A 23183-nucleotide genomic window follows, 5' to 3' on the forward strand; every position below is an offset into this window, starting at 1 on the left:
AACTTGTGGTGCCGGGGCAATCTAGCGAAAGGCCCCGATCCCGGTGATGGCCCTGCCGAGGATCAACGCATTGATCTCGTCGGTGCCCTCGTAGGAATAGATCGCCTCGGCGTCGGCGTGGAAGCGGGCGACATCGTAGTCGAGCACGATGCCGTTGCCCCCGCAGACCTCCCGTGCCAGGGCGGCGGTCTCGCGCAGCATGCGCGCGGTGAACATCTTGGCCATGGCCGAGTTCTCGTCCTTGTAGATGCCCTCGTCCTGTGCCTGGGTCAGGCTGGTGACCATGGCCAGTGAGGCGGTCACATTGGTGAGCATCGTGGCGAGCTTTTCCTGGATCAGCTGGAAGGACGCCAGCGGCTTGCCGAACTGGTGGCGTTCGGTGACGTATTTCAGCGCCGCCTCGTAGGCGCCGGCCGCCGCTCCGGCGGCGATCCAGGCGACGTCCGAGCGCATGTTGCGCAGGCAGGCGGCGACGTCGGCGAACGAGTTGATGTTCGCCAGCCGCGCCGACTCCGGAACCCTGACGTCAACCAACTCGATGTCTGCGTTCTGCATGATCCGCAAGCTGGTCTTGCGCTCGATCTTGCTCAGCTTCATGCCCGGCGCGTCGGTGGGCACCAAGAAGCACTTGACCTTCGAATCGGCGGTGTCGCGGGCGAACACGGCCAGCACGTCGGCCTGGGCGGCGCCGCCGATCCAGCGCTTGGCCCCGTTGAGCACCCAGTGCCCGCCCTGTCCGTCGTCCGTGAACGTCGCGGTGGTTGCCAGTCCCCCGGCGATGTCCGATCCGTGGTCCGGTTCGGTGAGCGCGAAGACGCCCTTGAATTCGTAGGAGGCGATGCGCGGGTCCAGCTCGGCGACCTGCTCGGGACTGCCGCCCAGGTTCACCGTGGTGCGGAACAGCCCGGACTGGGCGTTGTAGAAGGTGACGACCGAGGCATCCACCCGGGCCAGCTCGAAGTTCCGGAAGCCGCCGAAGAGGCCGCGGACCGGCTCGCCGGCGGCCAGCACCTCGGCCGGCCGCATCAAGTCCAGGCCCACCAGCGGCTCGATGATCGATTCCGGGAACTCCCCGCGCTCCCAATGGTCGCTGAGCACCGGGCGCACATGCTCATCGAGCACGGCGCGCAGGCGCAGCAGCGCGGCGCGCTCGGCATCGGTCAGCAGCCGCGCGAAGCCGTACTGGTCGCTGGGATAGAAGTCGGTCATGGCCTGCGCAGTCCCAGCACCCGCACCGCGTTGTCCTTGAGGATCAGCGGGCGGACCTCGTCCTTCAGCGGCAATTCGGCAAAGGCGCCCAGCCACTTTTCCGGGGTGATCAACGGGTAGTCGGTGCCGAAAAGCACCTTGCGGGAGAGCACGTTGTTGCTCATCTTCACCAAGGACTCCGGGAAGTACTTCGGGCTCCAGCCCGAAAGGTCGATGAACACGTTCGCCTTGTGCGTGGCGATCGAGTTCGCCTCGTCCTGCCACGGCACCGAGGGGTGGGCCATGATCATCGTCAGCCCCGGGAAGTCCGCTGCCACGTCGTCGAGCAGCAGCGGGTTGGAGTAGCGCAGCTTGATGCCGCGCCCGCCCGGCAATCCGGCACCCATGCCGTTCTGGCCGGTGTGGAAGATGCACGGCAAGCCGATGTCCTCCAGCGCCGCCCACAGCGGGTGGAACTCCTCGCTTGAGGGGTCGAAGCCCTGCAGCGAGGGGTGGAACTTGAAGCCGCGCACCCCGAGTTCGTCCGCCTGGCGGCGGGCCTCGGTGATCGCGGCCGGGCCGGTGCGCGGGTCCACCGAGCCGAAGGGGATCAGCACGTCGTTGTTGCGCGCGGCCCCGGCCACCAGGTCGTCAATCGAGTTCGGCTCGTGGCCCAGCGCGGTGCGCGCATCGACGGTGAAGAGCACCGCGGCCATCTTCGCCTCGCGGTAGACCTGCGCGATCCGGTCCACCGACGGAGTGCGGTCCGCGGACTTGAAGTAGGCGGCCGAGGCCTCGAAGAGGTCCTCGGGCATGGCCTTGTGCCCGCAGTCGTCGACCTCGACGTGCACATGCATGTCGATCGCGGAGACCGCGTCGAGGTCGATGTTGGATTCGTAGCGAACGCTCATCGTAATGGTGGTGCTTTCTACTTGGCTGCCGGTTCGGGCTGCAACTCGGCCGGCAGCTCCGGGAACTTTTCGCCGACCGACTGCAGGTTGTCCGCAAACGGGAAGCGTTCGAGCAAGGTGGCGTAGTCCCAGCCGCCGTCGTTGAATTCCGAGGCAATGGCCTCCGGGTGGCTCCACAGCTGCAGGCGGTCCCCGCCGGCGCCGATGGCCTGGCCGGTGATGTTGCTTGCCTGCTCGGAGGCGAGGAAGGCGATGAGTCCTGCCACGTCGTCGGCGGTGCCGAAGCCCAGTTCCTTGCGGAAGAAGTCCGGCATGGCCTCGCCGCGCTCGTCGGCCTCGACGGCCTTGGCGAAGAACGGGACGGTCTTGGTCATGGCGGTGGCGGCCACCGGGATGACGGCGTTGACCGTGACGCCGGCACGCTTCATTTCCATGGCCCAGGTGCGCACCATGCCCACGATGCCGGCCTTGGCGGCGGCGTAGTTTGTCTGGCCGAAGTTGCCCCGCTGGCCGGTGGGCGAACCGATGGTGATGATGCGACCGGCGATGTTGTTTTCCTTGAAGTAGCCATAGGCCTCGCGGACGCAGGTGAAGGTGCCGCGCAGGTGCACGTTGATGACCAGGTCGAAGTCCTCGTCGGTCATCTTCAGGATCGACTTGTCGCGCAGCACGCCGGCGTTGGTGACCAGGATATCCAAGCGGCCAAAGTTCTCCACGGCGGAGGCAACCAGTGCCTGGGCGGTTTCGGAGGATCCGACGGGGGCCACGACCGCCACGGCCTTGCCGCCCGCCGCGGTGATCGAGGCAACCGCCTCGGCGGCCACGTCGGCATCGACGTCGTTGACGACCACTGCGGCACCCTGGCGGGCCAGTTCCTGTGCGTAGCTCAGGCCGAGTCCGCGGCCGCTGCCGGTAACGATTGCAACTTTTCCAGCCAGTGACATGTCTGCTCCTTCGAGGGTAGTTATTGCCCCCGCCGACCGTGTCGTGGGAACCTTGCTATATACATAACAACTTAAACTCTTGATAAAGTCAACGATTAAGTTTCTTATCAATCTCGAGGGGCAGCACCATGGCAACCAAGCCGGGCACCACCATGAACACCATTCACCGATTCCTGTCCAGCGAACTGGCGGGGGAAATCGAGTTCCTCACCGCCCGCACCCGCTCATTGGGATCGGCACGCGCCAACAAGCTCCTCGAGCCACTTGACCTCAAGGTCCGCTCCTACTCGGTGCTCTCGCTGGCCTGCAGCGGACAGGCACCCACGCAGCGGGAACTGGCCGAATTCCTCTCGCTGGATCCGAGCCAGATCGTGCCGCTGGTCGACCAGCTGGAAGGCCGGGGCCTGGTGGAGCGAACCGCCGACCCCAACGACCGCCGTTCCAAGGTCATCACCGGCACGAGGTCCGGCGAGCAGCTTTACTCCAAGGCGCGCAAAGCCACCGCCGAGGGCGAGGCCGTGGCCATGGCGAAGCTGAGCAAGGTGGAACAGGAGACCCTGCGCGACCTGCTGTCGCGGATCGCGTTTCGCGACTGATCGAGACGGGCGCCTGCCAAGCGGGCATTTTTCCGAATTTGCGTACTTTAGGCCCCATTACCGCCGCAAATGAGGCACCATGGGAATATGCCGAAAATTCGCGTCTCCGAAGCAGCCCGCTTTCTCGGGGTCAGCGACGACACCATTCGCCGCTGGACCGAGAACGGAAACCTCACTCCGCACAAGGACACCTCGGGCCGGCTGGCCGTCGACGGGCTCGAGCTGGCCCACCTCGCCCGGAACCAGGCCCACCTGCCCGATGACCCCTCGCAGATCGGTTCCTCCGCACGCAACCGATTCGTCGGACTGGTCACCGACATCACCATGGATACCGTCATGGCGCAGGTCGAGCTGCAATGCGGGCCGTTCCGCGTGGTCTCGCTGATGAGCAGCGAGGCCGCCCGAGAACTGGGCCTCAAGCCGGGGTCCATTGCCACCGCCGTGGTCAAGGCGACCACCGTCATCATCGAATCCCCGCAGGGAAAGACCGCGACATGAGTTTCCTGGGCAAAAGCATGGCCACACTCGTCACGGCCGGGGCACTCATCGCCTCGCTTGCCGGATGCGCCCAGGGCGCCGCAAGCGACGCCTCGCCCAACTCCCCCCGCACCGGGCCCACCGGAAGCATCACGGTATTTGCCGCGGCCTCCTTGAAATCCACGTTCACGCAGCTGGCCGACGACTTCGAGGCCAGCCATCCCGGCACCACCGTCCACCTGAGTTTCGCCGGATCCTCGGACCTAGTCACCCAGATCACCGCCGGCGCCCCGGCCGATGTCTTCGCCTCGGCCGACACCAAGAACATGTCCAAGCTGCAGGACGCCGGCCTGGTTGCCGGCACGCCCGTCGATTTCGCCACCAATACCCTTCAAATCGTGGTCCCCCCGTCCAACCCCGCCTCGATCGCTTCCCTTGGCGACCTGGCCAGACCCGGCCTCAAGCTGGTCATCTGCGCACCCCAAGTCCCGTGCGGGGCGGCGACCAAGGCCGTCGGGGAATCCGCCGGAGTGATGCTCGCCCCGGTCAGCGAGGAATCCTCCGTCACCGACGTACTGGGCAAGGTGACCAGCGGCGAGGCCGACGCGGGGCTGGTCTACGTCACCGATGTCTTGGCTGCCGGGGACAAGGTCAAGGGCATCGAGTTCCCCGAGTCTTCCGCTGCGGTGAACACCTACCCGATCGCCACCGTGGCCACCAGCAAGAACAAGGAACTCGCGGATGCCTTCATCGCCTCGGCCACCGGGCCCGAGGGCCGCAAGGTCCTGGCCGCCGCCGGCTTCGGAAACCCGCGGGGCTAGAGGGATGCGTCGACGAAGCGGCATCGGATACACCGCGGTTCCCCCGTGGATCTATGCACTCGCGGCCGTGGGCGCGCTCTTTGTCATGCTTCCACTGGTTGCCATGGCCGTGAAGATCAACTGGGCCCAGTTCATCCCGCTGATCACTTCCGAGTCCTCGCTGACCGCCCTGGGCCTGTCACTGCGCACCTCGGCGGCCAGCACGGCGCTGTGCATCTTGCTAGGCATTCCGCTGGCACTGGTGCTGGCCCGCGGCGATTTCCCGGGCCAGCGTGTGCTGCGCGCCTTCGTGCTGCTGCCCCTGGTGCTGCCGCCGGTGGTCGGCGGCATCGCGTTGCTTTACACCTTTGGTCGCCAGGGCCTGTTGGGCCGGTCCCTGGAGCTGGCCGGGATCCAGATCGCATTTTCCACCACTGCGGTCATTCTGGCCCAGACCTTCGTCGCCCTGCCATTCCTGGTGGTCAGCCTCGAGGGCGCGCTGCGCACCGCGGGCGGCAGGTACGAGGCAGTCGCGGCAACGCTGGGGGCGCGTCCCACCACGGTGCTGCGACGCGTGACCCTGCCGCTGGTGCTTCCCGGACTGGCCTCCGGAGCGGTGCTCTCCTTTGCCCGCAGCCTCGGGGAATTCGGGGCGACCCTGACGTTCGCCGGCTCCCTGCAGGGCGTCACCCGGACCCTGCCGCTGGAGATCTACCTGCAGCGCGAGACCGACGCGGATGCCGCGGTGGCACTGTCCCTGGTGCTGGTTGCCGTCGCCGTCATCGTCGTGGCCCTGTCCTACCGTTCGCCGCGCGGGCGACAGGCCATGGCGGGGGCGAGCTAGGTGGGGCTCCGGTTCGAGGCCACGCTGAAATCCCGGAACTTCGAGGTTGCCCTGGAGCTGGCCCCGGGTGAGACCCTGGCGGTGCTGGGCCCCAACGGGGCGGGCAAATCCACGTTGCTGTCCATCATTGCCGGGCTGCTGCGCCCGGACTCGGGCAGCGCGACGATCGGCGAGCGCACCCTCTTTGACCTCGCTTCCACCCGGTCCACCTGGGTGGCGCCGCACGACCGGGGCACCGCGCTGCTGGCGCAGGAGCCCCTGCTCTTTCCGCACCTGAGTGTGCTGGAGAACGTGGCCTTCGGCCCGCGCAGCACCGGCACCCCCGTGGCCGAGGCCAGAAGCGTGGCGCGCCAATGGCTCGCCTCCACCGACACCGGGGCGCTGGAATCCCGTCGCCCCGGCGAGCTGTCCGGGGGCCAGGCGCAGCGGGTCGCCGTGGCCCGGGCGCTGGCTGCCGGTCCGGACCTGTTGCTGCTCGATGAGCCCATGGCCGCGCTGGACATCCATGCCGCGCCCCTGATGCGCCGGCTGCTGAAGCACGTGCTGGCCGGCCGCAGCGCCATCATCATCACCCACGACGTGCTCGATGCCCTGATGCTCGCCGAAAGGGTCATCGTCATGGAGGATGGGCGCATCACCGAGGCCGGGGCCACCCGTGAAGTGCTCAACAGGCCGCGTTCCCGCTTTGCCGCCGGACTCTCCGGGCTGAACCTGCTCACCGGCACGGCCCGCACCGAGGGGATCGACACCCGCTACGGACTGGTCTCCGGAACCCCCGAGGGGACGGTGTCGCCGGGCGTCCCGGCGGCGGCGGCCTTCCACCCCTCGGCGGTCTCGGTGTACCTGGATCCGCCGCACGGCAGCCCGCGGAACATGCTTCGCGCCACCATCACCGATCTGGAACCCCACGGGGATGCGATCCGGGTGCGGGCCGGCGACCTGGCCGCGGACATCACCCCGGCGGCACTGGCCGACCTCGGGCTGGCGCCCGGAATGCGGGCCTTCTTCGTGCTCAAGGCCACCGCCGTCACGATCTATTCCACCTGAAACCGGACGCTGCCCCGTCCCGCGCCGTTACGATTGCCAATGTGACACGCAGCCCGCAGGAACCCGTAGGCATGGACTTCCTTGTTAAGGAAAATCAGCCCGAGCCGTGAGGCGAGCGGGCTGATCATGATGCAACGAGCCTAGCAGAATTCCATCGAATATCAGTGGCAAGCCGTTCAAATCTGGAGCACTCGCTCATGTCCGCAAAGCCACCCAGGATTCTTTGACGCCGCTCTGGAGCAGGGCGGCACCGTAGAGTCATTCCCGCCTACGTTCAGCATCTCCATGAATCACCAGAAAATACATTCTCATTCAATGAGATGCGGCATGTGCTTTGTGTGCCGGCGCCCACAGACTGTTTGCAGACGGATCACATTCATTCGGCTTCCCCAGGTTTCCCGCGCGACGACGCACGGCCGCCGGCAGGGGGAACCGCCACCGACGCACCAAAGGACTCAATCGCCCCATGGCCACAGAGCGCACCATCCTCAAGACCCAGGTCGGCATCGTCGGCGGTGGCCCCGCCGGCCTGATGCTCTCGCACCTATTAGCCAAGACCGGCATCGAGAACCTCGTCGTGGAATCCCGCGACCACGAGACCATCCGCAACACCCACCGCGCCGGCATCCTCGAGGCGGGCTCGGTCAAGATGCTCACCGACACCGGGGTCGAGGGCCGGGTGCTCACGCACGGGGACGAGCACGCGGGGATCGACCTTCGCTTCAACGGCGAATCCCACCCGCTGGATTTCACCGACCTGGTCGACGCCACCGTCACGCTGTACGCGCAGAACGAGGTCTTCGTCGACCTCGCCGCGGCCCGGGCGCGCGACGGCGGGGACGTGCGCTACTCCGCCGAGGTCACCGCGGTCTTCGACCTGGAAACCGAGACCCCGAAGTTCCACTTCACCGATGCCGAGGGCAACGCCTTCGAGGTGCACTGCGACATCCTGGTCGGCGCCGACGGCTCGCGCAGCTTCTGCCGCCGCGCAGTCCCCGGAACCCAGGATTTCAAGATCGAGTACCCCTTCGCCTGGTTCGGCATCCTCACCGAGGCCCCCAAGTCCGCACCCGAGCTCATCTACGCCAACTCCCCGCACGGCTTCGCGCTGATCTCCCAGCGAAGCGAAACCGTCCAGCGCATGTACTTCCAGTGCGACCCCAACGAGGACGTAAACACCTGGAGCGAGGACCGCATCTGGTCCGAGCTGCAGCGCCGCGTCGACGGGCCGGACGGGTTCACGCTGAAGACCGGAAACATCTTCGACAAGACGGTGCTGAAGTTCCGCTCCTTCGTGCGCGAACCGCTTTCCCACGGCCGGATGTTCCTGATCGGGGACGCCGGGCACACCGTCCCGCCCACCGGCGCCAAAGGCCTGAACCTGGCCTTCGCAGACGTCAAGGTGCTCTTCGAGGCGCTGGATTCCTTCTACGCCACCCGGAACGACACGCTGCTGCACGGCTATTCCGACCTGGCGCTGAAGCGTGTGTGGAAGGCGCAGAACTTCTCCTACTGGATGACCTCGATGCTGCACACCCCGGTGGACGCGGACCCGTTCATGGCCAAGCGCGCCCTGGGCGAGCTCGACACCGTGACCTCCTCGCGCTACGGGCAGCAATACCTGGCCGAGTCCTACACCGGCTGGCCGCACTCCTAGCCTTCCTCCCTCCATCCATTTCCCGCATTTCCCCCCCACCGAAAGGAGCACGCAGTGAGCACCGAAGCCACCTCGACCGAGTCCTTCACCGATTCGCACGTGCTGGATCCCGCAGCCACGACGCTCTCGCAGGACGCCATCTCCGCCGAGATCACCGACATCCACGCCGCCTACCGCCAGTCCGTTGTTGACGGGGCGAAGGCCGAGACGCAGCCGCGCATCGACTTCGCGCCCTACCGCTCCTCGCTGCTGCGACACCCCACCAAGAACTTGCACCACGCGGACCCCGAGACCATCGAGCTGCACTCCCCCGCCTTCGGCGAGCGCGACGTGCACGCCCTGGAGGCCGACCTGACCATCCAGCACAACGGCGAGCCCATCGGCGAGCGCATCGTGGTGGCCGGCCGCGTGCTCGACGGCGACGGCCGCCCGGTCGCCGGCCAGCTCGTGGAAATCTGGCAGGCCAACGCCGCCGGACGCTACATCCACAAGCGCGACCAGCACCCCGCCCCGATCGACCCGAACTTCACCGGCGTGGGCCGCGCGATCACCGGCCCCAACGGCGAGTACTCCTTCACCACCATCAAGCCGGCTCCCTACCCGTGGAAGAACCACCACAACGCCTGGCGCCCGGCGCACATCCACTTCTCGCTCTTCGGCACCGACTTCACCCAGCGGATGATCACCCAGATGTACTTCCCGGGCGACCCGCTGTTCAGCCTCGACCCGATCTACCAGGCCATCACCGACGCGGATGCGCGGGCTCGCCTGGTCGCCACCTACGACCACTCGATCACGTCCCACGAATGGGCCACCGGCTACAACTGGGACATCGTACTCACCGGCAGCAACCGGACCTGGATGGAAGACGAAGAGGGAGATCACTAACATGACGCAGGCATCCAACACCCAGGCACCCGCGCTGAAGCTCGCCCCCACCCCAGGCCAGACCATCGGCCCGTTCTACGGCTACGCGCTGCCCTTCGACAAGGACAACGAGCTGGTCAACCAGGCCCGCCCCGGCGCGGTGCGCCTGCACGGCGTGGTCACCGACGGTGCCGGCACCCCCATCCCCGACGCGCTGCTGGAAATCTGGCAGGCCGACGAGGCCGGCAACATCGTGGCCAGGGACGGCTCGCTGGTGCGCGACGGCTACACCTTCACCGGCTGGGGCCGCACCGCGGTGGACAACGTCGGGCACTACACCTTCACGACCCTGAACCCCGGGGCCACCGAGGAGGGCAAGGCACCGTTCATCATGCTCACGGTCTTCGCCCGCGGCCTGCTCAACCGCCTGTTCACCCGCATCTACCTGCCGGAGGACACCGCGGCGCTGGCCAACGACCCGCTGCTGGCCTCGCTGGACGAGGCCGGGCGCAAGACGCTGGTCGCCACCCGCGAGGCCGACGGTTCGCTGCGCTTCGACATCTCGCTGCAGGGCGAGGGCGAAACCGTGTTCCTGTCCTACCCGCGCGAGTCGTAACACGCGCACACCTTTTGGCCCCCGCCTGCCGCAGAACTCGCCGTTCCGTCCCCGAACCGGGATGATGGAAAGTGCGTCTTCCGGCACCGCGGGGGCTTTGGGGTTCACCCCCCAGGGGTTCCCGGGCATTCCCGGAACCGCAGAAGCCACCCGGTCCCACCCCCTCCCAAGGAGATGCACCAGCGAATGTACCCGGTCGATTACGGATTGCTGACCCCCGCCTGGGCGGCAACACCAGTTGCCGAAGCCGCCTCGGATGCCGCCTTCGCCCAGGGCATGCTCGACATTGAAGCCGCCTGGGCCAGGGTCCAGGCCGAGGCCGGGCTCTGCAGCCAGGCGGACGCCGATGCCGTCACCGCCATCGCCAAGGTCGAGCTCTACGACCTGGGCGCGCTGGCCCAGCGCGGGCCCGATGGAGCCAACGCGTTGATCCCGCTGCTGGGCATGATGCGCGAACAGCTCGCCCAGGCAGGCGCCCCGTCCACCGCGGCGCTGGCCCTGCACCGCGGCGCCACCAGCCAGGACATCATCGACAGCGCCCTGATGCTCCTCGCGTCCCGCTCCATCGCGGCCATGCGAACCGACCTGCTCGCCGCCGCCGCGGCGCTTTCGGAGCTCGCACTGAAGCACGCCGCCACCCTCTGCGCGGCCCGCTCACTGACCCAGCACGCCCTTCCCACCGTCTTCGGGCTGCGCGCCGCCAACTGGCTCGCCGCCCTCACCGCGGCCGGCCGCCAACTCGACGCCGCCGCGGCGTCGCTGCCACTGCAGTGGGGCGGAGCGGTGGGCACGCTGGCCTCGCTGCACCAGCGCCTGGGCGCGGCCCTGCCCTACAAGTCCGACCACCAGCTCTCGGCCCGCGCCGCCGAGCTCGCCGCGAACCTCGCCGCCGAGCTCGGACTGGCCGCACCCGCGGCCCCGTGGCACACCGTGCGCCAGCCGGTCCTGTCGCTGGGCTCCGCGCTGGCCTCCGTGGCCGCGGCAACCGGCACCTTCGGCGCCGACGTGCTCACCGCCTCCCGCCCCGAAATCGGCGAGCTGTCCGAACCCCGCGAGGCCGGCAAGGGCGGATCCTCGGCCATGCCGCAAAAGCAGAACCCCGTGCACTCGGTGCTGCTGCGCAATGCCGCGCTGGCCGCCCCCGCGCACCTGGCTACGCTGTACACCGCGGCCGGCACGGCCGTGGACGAGCGCCCCGACGGCGGCTGGCACACCGAGTGGTCCGCCCTGCGCGAGCTGCTGAGGCTGGCCGGCGGCGCCGCGCACCACGCTTCGGTCCTGGCCGCGGGCCTGGAGGTGCACCCCGGGGCCATGTCCCGGAACATGGCCCTGTCCGGGGACCTTCTGGTCTCCGAACGCATCTCCACCGTCGCCGCACCCCTGGTGGCAGGCGGCAAGGCGGCCGTGCAGGAGCTGGTCCTAGAATCCCTGCGCACCGGCACCCCGCTGCGCACCCTGTTGCAGGGCGTTCTGCCCTCGGACATGGACAATCAGCTGTTCCTGGACGATCTGCTGGACCCGGCCGGCTATCTGGGTTCGGCCGCCGACTTCATCACCCGCATCCGCGAAGAGTACACGAATTGGAAGGACTCATGAGCATTCCCGCACTGACCCCGTCCCTGCTGCACCAAGCAGCCGACCTCCCCACCCTGGTGCTGGGCCCCTCGCTGGGCACCGGCTCGCTGGCCCTCTGGGGCCCGGCGGTCCCGTACCTCAGGGAGCGCTTCCAGCTCGTGGCCTGGGACTTGCCCGGCCACGGCGAATCCGCGCCCTCCACCGGGGACTTCTCGATGGCCGAGCTGGCCTCCGGCGTGATCAAGATGCTCGAGGCGCTGGAAACCGACGGCGTGATTGTCCCCGGGACCCCGCTGTTCTACACGGGCGTTTCCGTGGGCGGGGCCATCGCGCTGCAGCTGGCCAACGACTTCCCCGGCACCTTTGCCGGGCTGTCTGTCATCTGCTCCGCTGCGAAGATCGGCACCCCGGAGGGCTGGAGGGAACGCGCCGAACTCGTGGCCAAGGCCGGCACACCGGTGGTCGTCACCGGATCGGCCGAGCGCTGGTTCGCCCCGGGCTTCATCGAGGCCAACCCTGTCATCTCCACCGACCTCTTGCACAACCTCCAGGACGCGGACCGCTTCGCCTACGCCCACGTCTGCCGCGCTCTGGCCGGCTTCGACCTGCGCGAGGCACTGCCGGGCATGAAGGATCCGATCCTGGCCATCGCCGGCGCCCACGACGTGGTCTGCCCGCCGGCCGACGCGCAGTTCATCGCCGAGCACGCCCCGAACGCCCGGGCGGCCACCATCGACACCGTCGCGCACCTGGCCCCGGCCGAGAACCCGGAGGCGACCTCCGCACTTCTCGTGGAGTTCTTTGCTTCCGCCACCGCGGAGAAGACCGCATGAGCGCCGCCGAGCGCCTCCCCGGCGACAGCTACGACGCCGGTCTGGAGGTCCGCAAGCAGGTCCTGGGCACCGAGCACGTCGCCCGCGCCACCGCGAACTCGACCAACTTCACCGACGAGTTCCAGGAAATGATCACCCGCTACGCCTGGGGCACCATCTGGACCCGCGACGGGCTGCCGCGCACCACGCGCAGTGCCATCACGCTGACCGCACTGATCGCCGGCGGCTACTGGGAAGAGCTGGAAATGCACGTGCATGCGGCCCTGCGCAACGGCATGACCGCCGACGAAATCAAGGAAGTCTTCCTGCAGTCGGCCATCTACTGCTCGGTGCCCGCGGCCAACACCGCGTTCAAGATCGGCAAGGCAGTGCTGGCCGAATACGAAGCGCAGGACGCCAAGTAGGTACCTGATTCAAGGCAAGGCCCCGGGCCCCGACGATTCGGTTGAATTGTCCGGGGCCCGGCGTGTTTTCAGGCCGCGCCCGGGTCCTTGTCCGGGCGGGACGGACGCGTGGACGGCGTCTGGACGATCCCATCGGCGTGCTCACCGATCCAGGTGACCAGGGGAAGCAGCCGCTGGACCAATTCCTGGCCTAGGGCCGTGAGGCTGTAGTCGACGCGCGGCGGGATCACCGGCTGGGCGTCGCGATGGACGAATCCATCCCCTTCAAGGGTCTTCAGGGTCTGGGCCAGCATCTTCTCACTGATGCCCTCGGCGCGGCGGCGCAGCTCGCTCCAGCGTTGCGGGCCGCGCGCCAGCGCCACAAGAATGAGCACGCCCCATTTGCTGGTGACGTGGTCAAGGACCGTCCGGCTCGGACACCCCGCCTGCAAGACCATGACGGATGCGGGTAGTGCGGGTGGCTGGAGACTGGTGGTTGCCGACATGACACCAACTTACCTTAAAGTGCGTACTCTCTTTTGGGAAGCAATTTCTCGGGTGCATGGTTGTGATGGAAGACAGCCAATATTTCCCGAAAGGAAACGCCATGACCATCCTCATCACCGGGGCCACCGGCAAGCTCGGCCGCCTCGTCGTCGAAGCACTCCTGGAGCGAGGTTTGCATGCGGAACAGATCGTGGCAGGGGGCCGGAACCAGGCCAAGTTGGCAGAACTCGCCCGACTCGGCATCCAGGTCCGCTCCATGGATTATTCAGACCCGGCTTCGCTGCGCGAGGCATTTGCCGGCGTCGAGAAGGCTCTGCTGGTCTCGGGCAATGAGCCGGGACTGCGGGTTGCCCAGCACCTCGATGTCATCGAGGCGGCCAAGGATGCAGGCGTCCAACTTCTGGCCTACACCAGCATCCCGAATGCCGACACCACCACCATGGTCCTGGCCGCCGACCACCAGGAAACCGAGCGGGCCCTGCGCAATTCCGGTCTGCCCCATGCCCTGCTGCGCAACGGCTGGTACTTGGAGAACTACACCGCACAGCTGGGGGGATTCCTGCAGCACGGCTCGGTCTTCGGCAGCGCGGGCGAGGGCCGGCTCAACGGCGCGACCCGCGCCGACCTCGCACAGGCCGCCGCGGCCGTCCTGCTGGCTGACGACCAGGCGGGAATGGTCTACGAACTGGGCGGAGAAGAATCCTTCAGCCTCGAGGACCTGGCCCGCGAGGTCAGCGCGGCCACGGGCCAGGCGGTGACCTACCAGGACCTGCCGGAGGAGGACTTCTCCCACCTGCTCGTGGGTGCAGGCGTTCCCGGAGACTTTGCGAGGATCCTGGCCGACAGCGACCGCGGCATCGCCCGCGGCGAGCTGCTCGTCGAAGGCAATGCCCTGGCCACGCTGCTTGGCCGCCCCGCCACGACGCTGGGCGAAGCCGTCCGGGCCTCCGCCGGTGCATTGGCCACACAGCGGGCCTGACCGGACAGGGGCACCAGGAGGCGGGGCGACAGGTCTACCCGTCTCAAGTACGCTCCAAATATGCCAACCCCGTTGCCTTCCCGAAAGAAGCCCCGCCCACCCGGGCGGGGCATGACCCGGGAAGGAACATCACATGGCCCATTCGCCTCACCGCCGAAATCGGGGGTGCGCGCTGTGCAAGCCGCACCAGTGGCGCGGGCAGGGCAAAGCCCGCAAGTCACCTGGCGCGTCAACCGCACCATCGGACGCAAACGGCGCTGGGAACGCCGGACCATGGATGGCTGACGCCCCTTGTCCGATTCCGAACGGCCGGCACGGCCTCCTCCGGGGATGCCCTGCCGGCCGTTCGTCCGGGCGGATGGCACCCGGGAAGCCTATTCGGCAACGCGTGACCATGTACCCTCCCCGGAATTCGCATCCGCACACACCCACGCCGTTTCTTCGCCCCGAAGCGCCACCTCGTCGCTGAACCAATGGGTCTCATCCGGGTTCCACCCGGCGATCACGCTCGCCCGTTCCGCGCCGACTTCGATGGCTTCGCCGGCCAGCCCCAGATACGCAGCGACCGTCAGGTGCACGCCGTCGTAGCCGCGGGCCAGCTGCGAGAAATCGGGCATGACCCATGCCCCGACCCGCCCGGTGGTGCGGTACCAGTCGTGGCGCTTCTGCGCCGTGACCTCCATCGGATGGTCGTGGCACAGCTGCGCCCAGTCGGCGGCCTGCGTGATTTCGAAGATGCGCACCGCTTCCGGCACCTCCACCCGACGGGTCTTGGCCCGCTCCCACCCGAAACCGTCCTCCACGCACCACAGCCCAACCGGGGATCCGTCCTCGAATGTACCGGTGGAATGCAGCAGCTTTGCCGGCGGCATCGACCACCACTCACCTCCGTAGTTGGCCGCGGGGTCGGCCGGACGTTCGATTCCCGCGCGCCGCTCCTCTTGCTCCAACGCCTGATGCCAAGCGTCCAGCACCGTTGCCGCAGGTTCGCCGCTCGGTGCCCACCAATCCGGCGCGTCTTCCTGCTCCCATTGGACTCGCCACTGTTCTCCGGTCGCGGCCGTACGCATCCACCAGACGGCCAACCCGGATGCGGCAAGGTGTCCGGCGACCCGCACCAGTTCTTTGCGCACCGGCGCCGAGGCCGCGATCACGTCGGCCCCCTCGGGTGGCTGCCAGTAGCGGGCGGTATCGACGCTCCGGGCCAGGACCGTGCGCAGCAAAGCCGCGGTGACGGGCACCAGCCCGGTGGCGGCGAGCAGCTCGGCCACGTCTTCGGCGGTGACGATGATTTTCCGGCCCTCCTCGGCGCCGGGCCCGAACAACGACACCGCTTCGCCTCGTGCGACGTCCTCTCGGTAGGAGGCGTAGAAAAGCCCTCCATGCAGCGGATGTTCGGCTTGGCCCGTGAGCAGGATCGCCTCGGATTCCAGCGCGAACTCCAGCAGCAGCCGCCGGCCCCGCCGACCTCCCAGCAACGCCTCAACCAATTCCATGACCGTTTTCTCTCCCGAAAGGTATGGCCAGCCGTCACATGGCTGCTTGGCTTCCACCGTACCCGGCGTGCCGGGTCCTAGACTGGGGTCATGCGCATAGCCGTCCTCGATGACTACCAAGACGTTGCCCGTTCCCTGGCGGACTGGGATTCACTGCCCGGGCAGACCGTTTTCTTCACTGCGTTCCTGGGACACGAGGATGACGCCGTCACCGCTGCCCTGCGGGACTTCGAGGTGGTGGTGGCCATGCGTGAGCGCACGCCGTTCACCGCCGCGCGCCTGGCCGAGTTGCCAAACCTCAGGCTGCTGGTCACCACCGGCATGCGCAACGCCTCCATCGACCTGGATGCGGCGCGGGAGTTGGGCATCACGGTGTGCGGCACCGCCGGCAGCGCGACCGCCGCGGTGGAACACACCTGGGCGCTGATCCTGGCTGCCGCCCGCCAGCTGGATGTGGAGCTGTTCTCGACCGACCGGCCGCGTGCCGCCGGCCAGCCCTGGCAGCAGACCCTGGGCACCGGGCTGTCCGGCAAGACACTAGGGGTCTACGGCCTGGGCAAGCTGGGCAGCCAGGTCGCACGCATCGGGCAGGCCTTCGGGATGCACGTGATCGCCCACAGCCAGAACCTCACGGCGGAACGCGCCGCGGAGGTCGGGGCCGAGCAGGTGTCCAAGGAGGGGCTCTTTTCCCGCAGCGACGTGCTCACCATCCACCTGAAGCTCTCCGAGCGCACCACCGGTGCGGTGGGAGAGGAAGAACTTGCGTTGATGCAGCCCGGCTCGATCCTGGTCAACACCTCGCGCAGCGCCATCGTGGATACGGACGCCCTGGTTTTCGCCCTGGACACGGGAGCCCCGTCGCTGGCGGCCATGGACGTGTTCGACGTCGAGCCGCTTCCGGAGGGCCACCGGTTGCTGCGCACGCCCGGGGTGATTGCCACCCCGCACCTCGGCTACGTGACCGAGGACCAGTTCAGGATCTTCTACACGGGAGCAGCACAGGACATCGCCGCCTGGGCCGGCGGATCTGCGGTCAACGTGCTCGGCTGAGACCGAAAAAGAGCCCGGGCTTCACCCCGGGTGTGAACCACTCAACGAGCTCGGGTTCATCCTCGCTTTTGGGTCAGATCCTCGTCAACAGCAGGCTCTCGGCTCACGCACGCCGCCGCGGCCCCACCCCTCAAAGCAGGATGAGGGGAAATCGAGCTTTCCTTTTGAGGCGACGTATCCGGCCGCGCCGAGGGTTTTGTGAGTCGACCCGTCCTTCCTCGTTGACAGCTATTGATACACCAGATAGTGTCCGATGGTATGACATACCTCACTCTACCTGCATCCCGCCGCCGTGCGCGTGGCCATGCTTCTAGAGTCGAGGCTTCAGCCGTCCTCCGCAATCTGACGAAGTCCTTTCCCTCGTTCCCTACGGTGGGATATGCAAATGACTCGTGGTCGCCAGCAGCAATCGGCTGGTGGGGTGGCGAACCGTAAACGGTTGCCCCCTGAAGCAGGAACCGGGTCTGTCCAGGCGGCTGATCCAGCCGATATTGGATCCTCACGTAGTTCGAACCATTCCTGCTGTTTACTTCCCCGCATCCCTTGAATTGCGGGGTGCCACCCATGCCGACATCTCGGCGTCAGGTATTGGGCATGCGTTTTTCGCTACGGCGATTTAGCTTACGTTAAACCCTTCCTAACTTTCCTGCACCAACTGGGCTCATTTTGCTGTGCACTCGAGGCTCCGCTGCTCCTAGCAATGCTTCGATTCGAGGCCCCAGAGAGGACCCCATTTCGATGACGTTCAAACCCAGTAAACCCGAACAAGAGCAGAGCAGTTCACGCCGGAATCAAACCTTGCTCGACAACGAGCGCGCAAATCAGCGGAAGGGACCCGGACGTCTGAATCGCAGACTTCTTGCTTATCCACACAACAGGCACCCTGTCCTGGTTCCGGGCATCGCCATTGATGAGCAACGTCGGCGCTATAAGGTAGACAAGCTCGTTTTCGCGATTGCCGGTTCGTTGACGACGGCGTTCGTTGTCTGGGGCATTTGGTCCCCTACGAGTGTCGCTTCCGTAGCCGAGACGGCTTTTAACTGGTCCACCAATAACCTCGGCTGGATGTTCAACACCGTAGCCATCGTTGTGCTCATCGCATTGGTCGGCATGGCTTTATCTCCCTACGGGAAGATTCCGCTCGGCAAGGACCACGAGAAACCCGAATTCAGCACCTTCTCCTGGACAGCAATGCTTTTTGCTGCCGGTCTTGGTGTGGCGGTACTTTTCTGGGGTCCTGCAGAACCTCTCACGTATTTCATCTCTCCGCCGCCGTTGACCAGCCAGCCGGAGTCCGTCGAGGCTATGCATCGAGCCTTTGCACAGACCTACTACCATTGGGGCTTCCACGCGTGGGCGGTCTACGCGCTTGTGGGCGGGGCAGTGGCTTACGCCGCATACCGCCGTGGTCGCACCCTGCTCATCTCCTCGATTTTTCGGGCTCTCTTCGGACAGCGGCTCACAGAAGGCATCGCTGGCAAGCTGGTGGATGTCTTCGCCATCGTTGCCACACTCTTCGGCACCGCTGCCGCCCTTGGCATCGCTGCAATGCAGATCGGTACCGGGGTGAGCATTGTGTCCGGGACCGGTGAGGCCACGAACACGACACTCGTCGTAATTATCGCCATCCTCACGATTGGTTTTGTAGTTTCGGCCGTGTCGGGCGTTTCGCGCGGCATCCGGTATCTGTCCAGCATCAACATCCTGTTAACGATTGCTTTGATGTTGATCGTCCTTTTCTTGGGTCCCACGTTGTTTCTCATGAACCTGTTGCCCTCGGCGATCATGGAGTATCTCGGCTCCATGTTCGAACTAATGGGCAGGTCCCTCTCATGGGGTTCCGAGACGCAAGAATTCCAGTCGATATGGACGGTGTATTACTGGGCGTGGTGGATCTCGTGGTCGCCGTTCGTCGGCATCTTCATCGCTCGAATTTCGCGTGGCCGAAGTATCAGGCAATTCGTTCTCGGCACCATTCTGATTCCTTCGTCCTTGATCTTCGTTGCCTATGGAATTATGGGCGGCACATCGATTTGGATGTACCGCCAGGACCTGCCGGGGTTCTCTGCGGACATGGCTGCGCCCGAGGTGCTCTTCGCACTGATAGACAACTTGCCGTACGTTGAATGGCTACCGTATGTCGTACTGGTGGTGCTCGCGATCTTCTTCATCACGGCCGCTGACTCAGCTTCGGTCGTGATGGGCATGCTCACCACGCAGGGCGATCAAAATCCTCGCCGCGGGGTGATCGTCTTTTGGGGACTCGTGATGAGTGGAATCGCTATCGTCATGTTGCTACTCGGCGACGCGATGGCGCTTACCGGACTGCAACAACTCGTTATCATTACGGCGGTCCCGTTCTCTCTGATACTGATCCTGATCTTGATCGCGTGGTTCCGGGAACTTCGCACCGATCCCATGGCGCTGCGTATCCGGTATACCCAAAGTGCGTTGAATAATGCGGTAACCGACGGTGTCGAACGTTTCGGTGACGACTTCGCCCTCAAAGTTGGCAAAGCGAAGAACGGAAGTGGCGCCGGCGCCGAGGTGGATTCATTACACGAGGCCTATACCCAGTGGTATCAGCGCACCAACGAGGACGGCGAACCGGTCGGATACAACTTCGAAACCGGAGAATGGGCTGACGGATACGACCCGGAGTCTGTCGAAAGTCCATCGACCAAGAGTGACCAGGTCTTTGAAGATCCTAGTGAACCGACTATTGAGCCGCCCCCTGCCCCGCTAGAGGAGCAAGAACCTCAACACTTGCGATCATGACCCCGAAGGGGTTCCCGCACCGGCCCGTGCGGGGAGAGCTCCAAGCCCCTCAGCGGGTGGAAATATCGACGAGCGGCGTATCTGCTGCAACTCCTGTGCGGGCTATCACCAGAAGTACATTCGCTGGCGAATGCACACTTCACCATACGGCCTCTGATGCGGATGGCCGTTACCACTCAGGCCGCCAGGCCTATGCCAGATAGTGCCGTGTGGCTGCGAGGGAAGCGGACGACTCGGTCCGTAACCTCGCCGGCAACCCTGCACTGCAATTTTCCCACTCACCCTAATCGAAAGGACCCATCATGACTCAGAAACGACCTAACATCGTGGTCATCCAAGCCGACCAGATGGCGGCCCAAGCGCTGGGTGCATACGGTGACAAGGCCGCTAAGACCCCGAACATCGACGCATTGGCCGAAAATGGCGCGGTGTTTGAACGGGCCTACTGCAATACCCCGTTGTGCGCGCCGTCTCGCGCATCGATGATGGAAGGCAGGCTACCTTCCGAAAGCGAATGCTACGACAACGGTGATGACTTTGCCGCTTCTTCGCCAACTTTTGCGCATCGCCTGAGAGCAGTCGGTTACCACACCGCTTTGATCGGCCGAATGCACTTCATCGGCCCCGATCAGCAGCACGGGTTTGAAGAACGGCTGACGACCGATGTCTATCCTGCGGGCCTTGACATGGTGCCAGACTGGACCCTGCCGCTGGACCGCCGTCTGCAGTGGTACCACGATGCCGATGCTGTATTCAACGCCGGGGTTTCGAAGGCGACGGTGCAACAGGATTTTGACGAAGAAGTCGGGTTCCGTGCGCTGCGTCACCTGAACGACCGGGTGCGTGCAAATCAAGCCGCGGGTGAGGACCTGCCCTTCCTCATGGTGGCCTCATTCATCCACCCGCACGATCCGTACGAACCACCGCGCGAGCACTGGGACCGTTTCGAGGGTGAGATGATCCCCGATCCCAAATACCCCGCAATACCGCCGGCTGCCCAGGATCCGCACACCCATCGGCTACGAGCAATGAGTGGGTTCGATAAGCGTGATCCAAGCATCGACCAAGTTCGCCGGGCCCGCCGAGCGTACTACGCGGCGGTCAGCTACATTGATGACCACATCGGTCGGATCCACGAGCGGCTCAAGCAGCTGGGCCTGGCCGACAACACCGTGATCCTGGTGACCAGCGACCATGGGGACATGCTCGGGGAAAAGGGGCTGTGGTTCAAGATGTCACCCTACGAGCAATCGTCCCGGGTCCCCCTGATCATGCATGGCGCGGAGAACCTAGTGTCCAAGGGGCGATTCGCGAATCCAGTGTGCCTTCTTGATTTAATGCCGACGCTGGTCGAATTGGCCGGGGCACCAGAGGCAAAGGCCACAGGCATCTCTCTTCTGGAATCCATCCGCCGTGAGCTCTCGGGCACTGTCGCTCCCGAAGACCGAGACATCATGATTGAATATCTGGCCGAGGGCACGTATCGACCTCAGATCACAGTGGTTCGCGGTCGGTTCAAATTCGTTGTTTGCCCCGGCGATCCGGATCAGTTGTTCGATTTGGATGAGGACCCGGACGAATTGCAGAACCGGGCCATGGATCACGCTTACGCGGATGTGGTCGCACAGCTGCACCAAACCCTTGCAGCCCAATACGACCTTGCCGCGCTGGAATCCGGGGTCTTGGCCAGCCAGTCCAGACGGCAGCTGGTGGCCGAGGCTCTCCAGCAGGGGCGGGCACAGCACTGGGACTTCGAACCCCGGCCCGAGCAACGGTACGTCCGCGGTGACTTCTGGAACGCTCTTGGTTATGGCACGATTTCCGATCTGTCCGTTTGACCCGGCGACGGCGCAGATTCGGTGTCATTCACCCGCGCTAGGGAGTGGATGGCGAAACCCGGACATATGCAGGCCGTAGATCACAGTGTCAGACGCTCGCGCAGGCACGTTCCTGCAGCGCGTACTGGACCTTCCGAAATTACCCTTTACACCCATAAGCCCAGTCGATTCCAAGGACCCAAAGTTTCGATAAGAGGCAGAGTCAGCCTTCTACACATCGCACAAGCGATTTCAACATGGAAAGAGGTCACATGAGCCTTCCGCAGAATACCAATCAACTACTACACAGCGGTTCCAGCCTGTTTATCGACGGCCGCTTCCGGTCCGCCGATACGGGCCGGACCCGGGAGATCACCTGCCCGGGCACCGGCGAGCACGTCGCCACCGTCTCCGAGGGAACCGGCGCCGACTCCGAACGCGCCATCGCCGCGGCCCGCGCCTCCTTCGACTCCGGGGTGTGGACCTCGGTCCCGGCCCCCCAACGCGGGGACTTCCTGCTGAGGGTCGCGGCCCGGCTGCTGGAACGCCAGGAGGAATTCGCCCGCGCCGAGGCCCTGGACACCGGCAAGCGCATGTACGAGGCACGCCTGGACATCCAGGACATCGCCGACAGCTTCAGCTACTTCGGCAAGCTCTCCGGCCAGGAACCGGGCCGGGTCGTCGACGCCGGGGACGCCAACGTGGTCTCGCGGATCGTCTACGAACCGGTCGGCGTGGTCTCCATGATCACCCCGTGGAACTACCCGCTGCTGCAGGCCGCCTGGAAGATCGCCCCGGCCCTGGCCGCCGGCTGCTCCTTCATCCTCAAGCCCGCCGAGCTGACCCCCTCCACGGCCATCTTGATGATGGACGTCCTGCAGGAACTGGGCCTGCCGGCCGGGGTGGCGAACCTGGTCACCGGGGCGGGGTCCGCGGTCGGCCCGGCCCTGTCCGCGCACCGCGACGTGGACATGGTCTCCTTCACCGGGGGACTGGCCACCGGGCGGGTCATCGCCGCCGCGGCGGCCGGCACCGTGAAAAAGGTCGCCCTGGAACTGGGCGGCAAGAACCCCAACGTGATCTTCGCCGACGCCGACTTCGACGCCGCGGTGGACAATGCCCTCAACGGCGCCTTCGTGCACTCCGGGCAGGTCTGTTCCGCCGGGGCCCGGCTGGTGGTGGAGGAATCCATCGCCGAGGCCTTCGTCGACGAACTGGTCCGCCGCGCCCGGCTGATCCGCCTGGGCGGACCCTTTGACGAGAACGCGGAGACCGGTCCGCTGATCTCCGCCGAGCACCTGGCCAAGGTCGACGCCTACGTGCAGGCCGGCATCGCCGAGGGCGCACGCCTGCGCTGCGGCGGCCGGAAGGCCACCAACCAGGACGGCAAGGACCTGGAATCCGGGCACTTCTACCTGCCCACGATCCTGGATCGGGTCACCGGGAGCATGTCGGTGGCCCGGGAGGAAGCCTTCGGCCCGACCGTCACCGTGGAAACCTTCACCACCGAGGCCCAGGCCGTGGCCATCGGCAACGACACCGACTACGGGCTGGCCGGGGCCGTATGGACCCGGGACGCCGGGCGGGCCCAGCGCGTGGCCGGGGCGCTGCGCCACGGCACCGTGTGGATCAACGACTTCCACCCGTACCTGCCGCAGGCCGAATGGGGCGGCTTCGGCCAATCCGGGGTGGGCCGCGAGCTGGGCCCCACGGGCCTGGCCGAGTACCAGGAAGCCAAGCACATCTACCAGAACCTCGACCCGCAGGTCACCGGCTGGTTCGAGGACCAGGCACAGGCACAGGACAAGGACAGCTAGG

The 23183-nt window shown here is 66.0% G+C and carries 21 protein-coding genes; 16 read left to right on the forward strand and 5 right to left on the reverse strand.

Annotated features, from left to right (window positions below; genetic code table 11):
• Nucleotides 1–21 precede the first annotated feature (21 nt).
• The 3 genes from FPY90_RS13210 to FPY90_RS13220 are packed head-to-tail and all read right to left on the reverse strand — an operon-like array spanning nt 22 to nt 3043.
• Nucleotides 22–1209 (reverse strand): acyl-CoA dehydrogenase family protein, encoded by a 1188-nt coding sequence (locus tag FPY90_RS13210; RefSeq protein ID WP_498681526.1) that lies wholly within the window; start codon nt 1207–1209, stop codon nt 22–24.
• Nucleotides 1206–2099 (reverse strand): amidohydrolase family protein, encoded by an 894-nt coding sequence (locus tag FPY90_RS13215; RefSeq protein WP_498681528.1) that lies wholly within the window; start codon nt 2097–2099, stop codon nt 1206–1208. The genes FPY90_RS13210 and FPY90_RS13215 overlap by 4 nt, the downstream gene beginning before the upstream one ends.
• Nucleotides 2100–2116: 17 nt before the next feature.
• Nucleotides 2117–3043 carry an SDR family NAD(P)-dependent oxidoreductase gene (locus FPY90_RS13220; protein ID WP_498681530.1) on the reverse strand — a complete coding sequence of 309 codons (927 nt, stop codon included), beginning with the start codon at nt 3041–3043 and terminating at the stop codon, nt 2117–2119.
• A gap of 128 nt (nt 3044–3171) precedes the next feature.
• On the opposite strand from FPY90_RS13220, the gene FPY90_RS13225 reads away from it, so the two are divergent.
• From FPY90_RS13225 to pcaC, 11 genes are all read left to right on the forward strand, one after another.
• Nucleotides 3172–3639 carry a MarR family winged helix-turn-helix transcriptional regulator gene (locus FPY90_RS13225; protein WP_498681532.1) on the forward strand — a complete coding sequence of 156 codons (468 nt, stop codon included), beginning with the start codon at nt 3172–3174 and terminating at the stop codon, nt 3637–3639.
• 87 nt (nt 3640–3726) lie between these two features.
• Entirely contained in the window at nt 3727–4137 is a 411-nt protein-coding gene (locus FPY90_RS13230; protein WP_071213800.1) for a TOBE domain-containing protein, read from the forward strand.
• Nucleotides 4134–4937, forward strand: coding sequence for a molybdate ABC transporter substrate-binding protein (modA, locus tag FPY90_RS13235; RefSeq protein WP_498681534.1), 804 nt, complete (start codon nt 4134–4136; stop codon nt 4935–4937). Before FPY90_RS13230 ends, modA begins: the two co-directional genes overlap by 4 nt.
• A 4-nt stretch (nt 4938–4941) precedes the next feature.
• Entirely contained in the window at nt 4942–5760 is an 819-nt protein-coding gene (locus FPY90_RS13240) for an ABC transporter permease (RefSeq protein WP_498681537.1), read from the forward strand.
• Entirely contained in the window at nt 5761–6807 is a 1047-nt protein-coding gene (locus tag FPY90_RS13245; RefSeq protein ID WP_498681539.1) for a sulfate/molybdate ABC transporter ATP-binding protein, read from the forward strand.
• A gap of 466 nt (nt 6808–7273) precedes the next feature.
• Complete coding sequence (locus tag FPY90_RS13250; protein ID WP_307578737.1) at nt 7274–8464, forward strand: 4-hydroxybenzoate 3-monooxygenase; 1191 nt, start codon at nt 7274–7276, stop codon at nt 8462–8464.
• 54 nt (nt 8465–8518) lie between these two features.
• Nucleotides 8519–9352 carry a protocatechuate 3,4-dioxygenase subunit beta gene (pcaH, locus tag FPY90_RS13255; RefSeq protein ID WP_498681541.1) on the forward strand — a complete coding sequence of 278 codons (834 nt, stop codon included), beginning with the start codon at nt 8519–8521 and terminating at the stop codon, nt 9350–9352.
• A gap of 1 nt (nt 9353) precedes the next feature.
• On the forward strand, nt 9354–9947 hold the full coding sequence (gene pcaG / locus FPY90_RS13260) for a protocatechuate 3,4-dioxygenase subunit alpha (protein ID WP_498681542.1): 594 nt from the start codon (nt 9354–9356) through the stop codon (nt 9945–9947).
• 186 nt (nt 9948–10133) lie between these two features.
• Nucleotides 10134–11543, forward strand: a complete 1410-nt coding sequence (locus tag FPY90_RS13265) for a lyase family protein (protein ID WP_498681544.1) — start codon at nt 10134–10136, stop codon at nt 11541–11543.
• Nucleotides 11540–12355, forward strand: a complete 816-nt coding sequence (locus FPY90_RS13270) for an alpha/beta fold hydrolase (protein ID WP_498681547.1) — start codon at nt 11540–11542, stop codon at nt 12353–12355. The genes FPY90_RS13265 and FPY90_RS13270 overlap by 4 nt, the downstream gene beginning before the upstream one ends.
• On the forward strand, nt 12352–12759 hold the full coding sequence (pcaC, locus tag FPY90_RS13275; protein ID WP_307578729.1) for a 4-carboxymuconolactone decarboxylase: 408 nt from the start codon (nt 12352–12354) through the stop codon (nt 12757–12759). The genes FPY90_RS13270 and pcaC overlap by 4 nt, the downstream gene beginning before the upstream one ends.
• Nucleotides 12760–12827: 68 nt before the next feature.
• On the opposite strand, the gene FPY90_RS13280 is transcribed toward pcaC, so the two are convergent.
• Nucleotides 12828–13244: a winged helix-turn-helix transcriptional regulator gene (locus FPY90_RS13280; protein ID WP_071213785.1), complete on the reverse strand. Its 417-nt coding sequence runs from the start codon at nt 13242–13244 to the stop codon at nt 12828–12830.
• Nucleotides 13245–13345: 101 nt separating this feature from the next.
• On the opposite strand from FPY90_RS13280, the gene FPY90_RS13285 reads away from it, so the two are divergent.
• Nucleotides 13346–14224: an SDR family oxidoreductase gene (locus FPY90_RS13285; protein WP_498681550.1), complete on the forward strand. Its 879-nt coding sequence runs from the start codon at nt 13346–13348 to the stop codon at nt 14222–14224.
• A 374-nt stretch (nt 14225–14598) separates the two neighbouring features.
• Here FPY90_RS13285 and FPY90_RS13290 read toward each other — a convergent pair whose 3' ends face one another.
• Nucleotides 14599–15840, reverse strand: a complete 1242-nt coding sequence (locus FPY90_RS13290) for a hypothetical protein (RefSeq protein WP_498681552.1) — start codon at nt 15838–15840, stop codon at nt 14599–14601.
• Between FPY90_RS13290 and FPY90_RS13295 the strand changes: the two genes are divergently transcribed.
• The 4 genes from FPY90_RS13295 to FPY90_RS13310 all read left to right on the forward strand — a co-directional run bounded on the left by FPY90_RS13295 (nt 15811) and on the right by FPY90_RS13310 (nt 23182).
• On the forward strand, nt 15811–16770 hold the full coding sequence (locus tag FPY90_RS13295; protein WP_498681554.1) for a D-2-hydroxyacid dehydrogenase family protein: 960 nt from the start codon (nt 15811–15813) through the stop codon (nt 16768–16770). The genes FPY90_RS13290 and FPY90_RS13295 overlap by 30 nt on opposite strands.
• A 738-nt stretch (nt 16771–17508) precedes the next feature.
• Nucleotides 17509–19548 carry a BCCT family transporter gene (locus tag FPY90_RS13300; RefSeq protein ID WP_498681555.1) on the forward strand — a complete coding sequence of 680 codons (2040 nt, stop codon included), beginning with the start codon at nt 17509–17511 and terminating at the stop codon, nt 19546–19548.
• 302 nt (nt 19549–19850) lie between these two features.
• Nucleotides 19851–21386, forward strand: a complete 1536-nt coding sequence (gene betC / locus FPY90_RS13305; protein ID WP_498681558.1) for a choline-sulfatase — start codon at nt 19851–19853, stop codon at nt 21384–21386.
• A gap of 251 nt (nt 21387–21637) precedes the next feature.
• Nucleotides 21638–23182: an aldehyde dehydrogenase family protein gene (locus FPY90_RS13310; RefSeq protein WP_498681559.1), complete on the forward strand. Its 1545-nt coding sequence runs from the start codon at nt 21638–21640 to the stop codon at nt 23180–23182.
• Nucleotide 23183 lies beyond the last annotated feature (1 nt).

Origin of the sequence: Arthrobacter sp. C2 (assembly GCA_024207135.1) — a bacterium.
In the GTDB taxonomy this organism is placed as follows: domain Bacteria; phylum Actinomycetota; class Actinomycetes; order Actinomycetales; family Micrococcaceae; genus Paeniglutamicibacter.